At 70.2% G+C, this 242-nt stretch carries 1 pseudogene; it reads right to left on the bottom strand.

Annotated elements, in window-relative coordinates:
- Window positions 1-130 (bottom strand): annotated as a pseudogene (locus tag KVT44_RS59810) (ribokinase); the annotation flags it as partial.
- Window positions 131-242: the final 112 nt, after the last annotated feature.

The following is a 242-nucleotide window of genomic DNA, read 5'->3' as shown; positions in this document are numbered from 1 at the left end:
GGGTGGCGCCCTTGCCCCCGGGGATCGTACGGAACTCCCGTCCCGTCACGGTCCCCCCGCGCTGCGGGGCCTTCGCGACGTACGCGACGAGGACCATGTTCGTGCTGCCGAGCACGGCGATATGGGTCATGGGTGACGGGTCTCCCGGTGCGTGAGCTGGTGGGACAGCCGGTGGGTCAGCTGGGCGAGGGTGTCGAAGCCGATGTCGACGAAGTCGGCGAGGGAGGTGGCGAGGCGGTTCT

This window comes from Streptomyces sp. GbtcB7 (genome assembly GCF_019091445.1).
In the GTDB taxonomy this organism is placed as follows: domain Bacteria; phylum Actinomycetota; class Actinomycetes; order Streptomycetales; family Streptomycetaceae; genus Streptomyces; species Streptomyces mirabilis.
Note: the sequence above shows the minus strand (reverse complement) of the source record. Positions and strands in the feature narration are given on the sequence as shown.